The organism is Bradyrhizobium sp. UBA2491 (genome assembly GCF_002341725.1).
In the GTDB taxonomy this organism is placed as follows: Bacteria; Pseudomonadota; Alphaproteobacteria; order Rhizobiales; family Xanthobacteraceae; genus Bradyrhizobium.
The window spans coordinates 415-4,879 of the sequence record NZ_DDOP01000099.1 but is presented as its reverse complement, the minus strand read 5'-3'; the positions used below and the strand labels follow the sequence as shown (position 1 = coordinate 4,879).

The following is a 4,465-nucleotide window of genomic DNA, read 5'->3' as shown; positions in this document are numbered from 1 at the left end:
CCTTCGCTACGGCAATCTTCATGGGCCCTCCGGCGGCGCGAGCGGCGCACGCGTCTTCAAACTAGCGTTATTTTCGCCAGATTGGATACCCCGGTTTTTGCAGCCGGGTTCGACAGGAATTCCACACCGCCGCGGGACGGCGATGCGGCAAGCCGACCTCTAGGGGATCAGACCAGGAAGTAGGCCATCAGGATGAGGATGATGGCAACTGCGATGCTGCCGTATTTGACGAGCTTGATAAACCCTTCATAGGTCTGCTCGTGCGCCACGTAATCGTTGCCGTCGGCGGTCGTGTAGGCCACTTCGCTATGGTCTGCCATCGCTGTCCCCAGTCAGAAATTCGCGTTCCGCGAGCCATTACCGCAAACGGGTTGGCAGGGCAACGGCGCGGTCCCGATCGGGTGATCTGGCGCATCAATTGTCCCCGATGCGGCGGTCCGACGACGCAGGCGCACCGCGCCGGGGCAGGATCGACCTCCCGAACGCGGGTGTCATGGAACGATCATGCCGTCCGGCGCAAAAAAGCCGAACGAAACCTGATCTGGACCGCGCGTCTACCGGCCCGGCCGTGCTGTCGCGGAATACCGATGGGCCTCAGCCCATCTCCTCCAGCTCGTCGATCATGCCGGCGATGACGGACAGGCCGCCGTCCCAGAATTTCGGATCCTTGGCGTCGAGCCCGAACGGCTTCAGCAGCTCGGAATAGTGCTTGGTGCCGCCGGCCGCGAGCATGTCGAGATAGCGCTCGGCGAATCCCTCCGAAGCGTGCTCGTAGACCGCGTAGAGCGAGTTCACCAGGCAGTCGCCGAACGCATAGGCGTAGACGTAGAACGGCGAGTGGATGAAGTGCGGGATATACATCCAGAACGTCTCGTAGCCTGGCTTGATCTCGATCGCCGGCCCCAGGCTCTCGCCCTGCACGCTGAGCCAGAGCTCGCCGATCCGCTCGGCGGTGAGCTCGCCGTTCTTGCGCTCGGTATGAACCGCGCGCTCGAATGAATAGAACGCGATCTGCCGCACCACGGTGTTGATCATGTCCTCGACCTTGCCCGCGAGCAGCGCCTGGCGCTGCTTGGCGTTCTTGGTCTGCGACAATAGCCGCTTGAAGGTCAGCATCTCGCCGAACACGCTCGCGGTTTCCGCCAGCGTCAGCGGCGTCGGCGCCATCAGCGCGCCGTTCTTCGCCGCCAGCACCTGATGCACGCCGTGGCCGAGCTCGTGCGCCAGCGTCATCACGTCGCGCGGCTTGCCCTGGTAGTTCATCAGCACATAGGGATGCGCCGACGGCGTGGTCGGATGCGAAAACGCGCCGGGCGCCTTGCCGGGACGGACCGGCGCGTCGATCCAGCGATCGACGAAGAAGCGCTCCGCGATCTCGGCCATCCGGGGTGAGAAGCCGCGATAGGCCGACAGCACCATGTTGCGCGCCTCGGGCCAGTCGATCGTGCCGGTCGCCGCGAACGGCAGCGGCGCGTTGCGGTCCCAATGCGGCAGCTTCTTCTTTTTGAACCAGCCGGCCTTCAGCGCGTAATAGCGGTGCGACAGCTTGGGATAGGCGGCGCGCACCGAGGCGACCAGCGCATCGACCACCTCGCGCTCGACCCGGTTGTTGAGATGGCGGGAGTCCGCGACATCCTGGAAGCCGCGCCAGCGGTCGGAGATTTCCTTGTCCTTGGCGAGCGTGTTGGTGATCAGCGCGAAGCTGCGCTCATTGTCCTTGAAGGTCTTGGCGAGCGCCTGCGCCGCAGCCTTGCGCTTCTCCCCCGCCTTGTCCTGCAACAGGTTCAGGGTCGGCTCGATCGCGAGCTCCTTGCCCACGACCCTGAAGCGCAGGGCCGAGATGGTCTGGTCGAACAGCCGGTTCCAGGCGGCATAGCCGCTCTGCGCCTTTTCGTGGAACAGCTGCTCGACGCGATCCTCGAGCTGGTACGGCTTGTCCTTGCGGAGATCCTCGATCCACGGCCGGTAATGGCCGAGCGTGGGTTCGGCCATCGCGCGCTCGATCACGTCGTCGTCGACGCGGTTGAGCTCCAGCGCGAAGAACAAGAGGTGCACCGACGCCGCCGTCAGCCGCTCGGAGACGTCGCCATAGAATTTCGAGATCGCGGGATCGACGCTGTCGCCGGCATGAACGAGGCCGGCATAGGAGCCGAGCCTGCCGGCCAGGTCGTCGATCGCCTCGTAGCGCCTGACCGCCTCGGCGAGCCACTTTCCGCCGCCATCGCGAGCGGTATTTGCGGCCAGTTTGCCCTTGTAGTCGGTCTCAAACGCGACGCAATCGGCGTCCATTTTCTGCAAATCGCGTGCGACTTCCGGCGCGTCGATCCCGGAGTAGAGATCTGCCAGATTCCATTCCGGGAGCTTGCCTGTCTTGCCGGCGGCCTTCTTCGCCGCCGGGCCACCTGAAGATTTGCGTTGCGCGGCCGTCTTGCGCAGCGCGGATTCCTTACGGAGAGCGGCCTTGCTGAGAGCGGATTTGTTCGGAGCGGATTTGGAGCGCGAGGTCATCTGGTTCGAAACCTTACTTCAGTCGGAAGGACGGCGGCTGCGGAATGACGGCGGGATGGCAAGGTTTAAGAGTGCGTTAATCGGCATCGGCGACATTGCCCCGATTCGAGACAAATAATCGTAGCGTGCGGGGAAAACCATGGCTGCCACCATTTTGATCGCCGATGACGACGCGGTACAGCGCCGTTTGGTTGAAAACATGGTGCAGAAGTGCGGCTATGAGCCCCTCGTCGTGGACAGTGGCGACGCGGCGATAGCGGCCCTGACCGCAACCGAGACGCAGGCGATCGATGCCGTCGTGCTCGACCTCGTGATGCCGGGGCTCGACGGTCTCGGAGTCCTCGCAAAAATTCGTGAAGCTGGTTTGAACGTCCCGGTCATCGTGCAGACCGCGCATGGCGGGATCGACAATGTGGTCTCGGCGATGCGCGCCGGCGCCCAGGACTTCGTCGTCAAGCCGGTCGGCTTCGAGCGGCTACAGGTGTCCCTGCGCAACGTCCTCAACGCCTCGGCGCTCAAGGGCGAATTGCAGCGGATCCGCCACAGCCGCGAGGGCCGGCTGACTTTCTCCGACATCATCACCCGCAGCGAGGCCATGGCCGGGGTGCTGCGCACCGCGCAAAAAGCCGCCTCCTCGACCATCCCGGTGCTGATCGAGGGTGAGTCCGGCGTCGGCAAGGAACTGTTCGCGCGCGCCATCCATGGCAGCAGCGAGCGCAAGGCCAAGCCGTTCGTCGCGGTGAACTGCGGCGCCATCCCGGACAATCTCGTCGAATCGATCCTGTTCGGCCATGAGAAGGGTGCCTTCACAGGTGCCACCGAACGCCATCAGGGCAAGTTCGTCGAGGCCCATGGCGGCACGCTGTTCCTCGACGAGGTCGGCGAATTGCCGCTGGCGACGCAGGTCAAGCTGCTGCGCGCGCTGCAAGAGGGCACCGTCGAGGCGGTCGGCGGCCGCAAGCCGGTCAAGGTCGATGTCCGCATCATCTCGGCGACCAACCGCAAGCTGCTCGACCTTGTGAAGGCCGGCCAGTTCCGCGAGGACCTGTTCTATCGCCTGCACGTGCTGCCGCTGACCATTCCGGCGCTGCGGCAGCGGCGCGAGGACATTCCGCATCTGCTGCGGCATTTCCTGGCGCGGTTCTGCGCCGAGGAGAACCGCAACATCACCGGCATCAGCGGCGAGGCGATGGCGCATCTGGCGCAACTCGATTGGCCGGGCAATATCCGCCAGCTCGAGAACACGGTCTATCGCGCCGTGGTGATGAGCGACGGCGATCAGCTCGGGCTCGCCGACTTCCCGCAGGCGACGGCGCATCCGGTGCCGGAGGGCAAGTCCTTGACGGGCGAGCCGCTGGTGGTGTCGCCCTCGACCGCGCCCGCCATGATTTCCGGTAACGAAATACCAGTCACAGCAGCCCTGCCCACCGCGGGCGGCCTCTCGATGCTCAATGCCGCGGGCGAGGTGCGCCCACTGGAAGATCTCGAGAACGAGATCATCCGCTTCGCGATTTCGCATTACCGCGGCCAGATGTCGGAGGTCGCGCGGCGGCTCAAGATCGGCCGCTCGACCCTGTATCGCAAGCTCGACGAAGCCGCGGCCGGGGCGCGGACGAGCGACGCCACCTAGGCCTTGCGGCCGATAAAGCCACACCAGGGAACCTTTTGAACCGTGTCGTGGCGGTGACAGACAAAGGCTGTGCCGCGTGGCAAAAACGCACTGCTCGAACGAAATCAGCTGCTTCGAGTCAGTTTGTCGTGAGTTGCCCCGCATGGCGCTGGCTGCACGAGAGGGGCAAATGTATCGTCTGCGTTGGTTGCGTGCAGGCGTGCGAATCGATCGATCAAGCCGGCGCTTTCCGCGCAGACTGTGAAACCAAATACTGATTTGAACCGTTCCAGAAGTCCGGGCCGGTTCCACCCAGGGGGTGTGATGATGCGTGACTGTTCGAACAAC

3 protein-coding genes are annotated in these 4,465 nt (G+C 64.3%); 1 reads left to right on the top strand and 2 read right to left on the bottom strand.

The window, feature by feature from the left end; translation table 11 throughout:
* Nucleotides 1-167: 167 nt before the first annotated feature.
* Both B2W55_RS32340 and B2W55_RS32335 read right to left on the bottom strand, forming a co-directional pair.
* Complete coding sequence (locus B2W55_RS32340) at nt 168-320, bottom strand: aa3-type cytochrome c oxidase subunit IV (RefSeq protein ID WP_024584943.1); 153 nt, start codon at nt 318-320, stop codon at nt 168-170.
* Between the two features lie 274 nt (nt 321-594).
* Nucleotides 595-2,508, bottom strand: coding sequence for a M3 family oligoendopeptidase (locus B2W55_RS32335; protein ID WP_024584942.1), 1,914 nt, complete (start codon nt 2,506-2,508; stop codon nt 595-597).
* A 139-nt stretch (nt 2,509-2,647) separates the two neighbouring features.
* Here B2W55_RS32335 and B2W55_RS32330 point away from each other — a divergent pair, with 139 nt between their 5' ends.
* Nucleotides 2,648-4,138, top strand: a complete 1,491-nt coding sequence (locus B2W55_RS32330) for a sigma-54-dependent transcriptional regulator (protein ID WP_024584941.1) — start codon at nt 2,648-2,650, stop codon at nt 4,136-4,138.
* The last annotated feature ends 327 nt before the right edge of the window (nt 4,139-4,465 follow it).

Excerpts from the sequence above, each read along its gene's own strand:
- B2W55_RS32330 (WP_024584941.1), top strand. The coding sequence starts at position 2,648 with ATGGCTGCCACCATTTTGATCGCCGATGACGACGCGGTACAGCGCCGT.
- B2W55_RS32335 (WP_024584942.1), bottom strand. The coding sequence starts at position 2,508 with ATGACCTCGCGCTCCAAATCCGCTCCGAACAAATCCGCTCTCAGCAAG.
- B2W55_RS32340 (WP_024584943.1), bottom strand. The coding sequence starts at position 320 with ATGGCAGACCATAGCGAAGTGGCCTACACGACCGCCGACGGCAACGAT.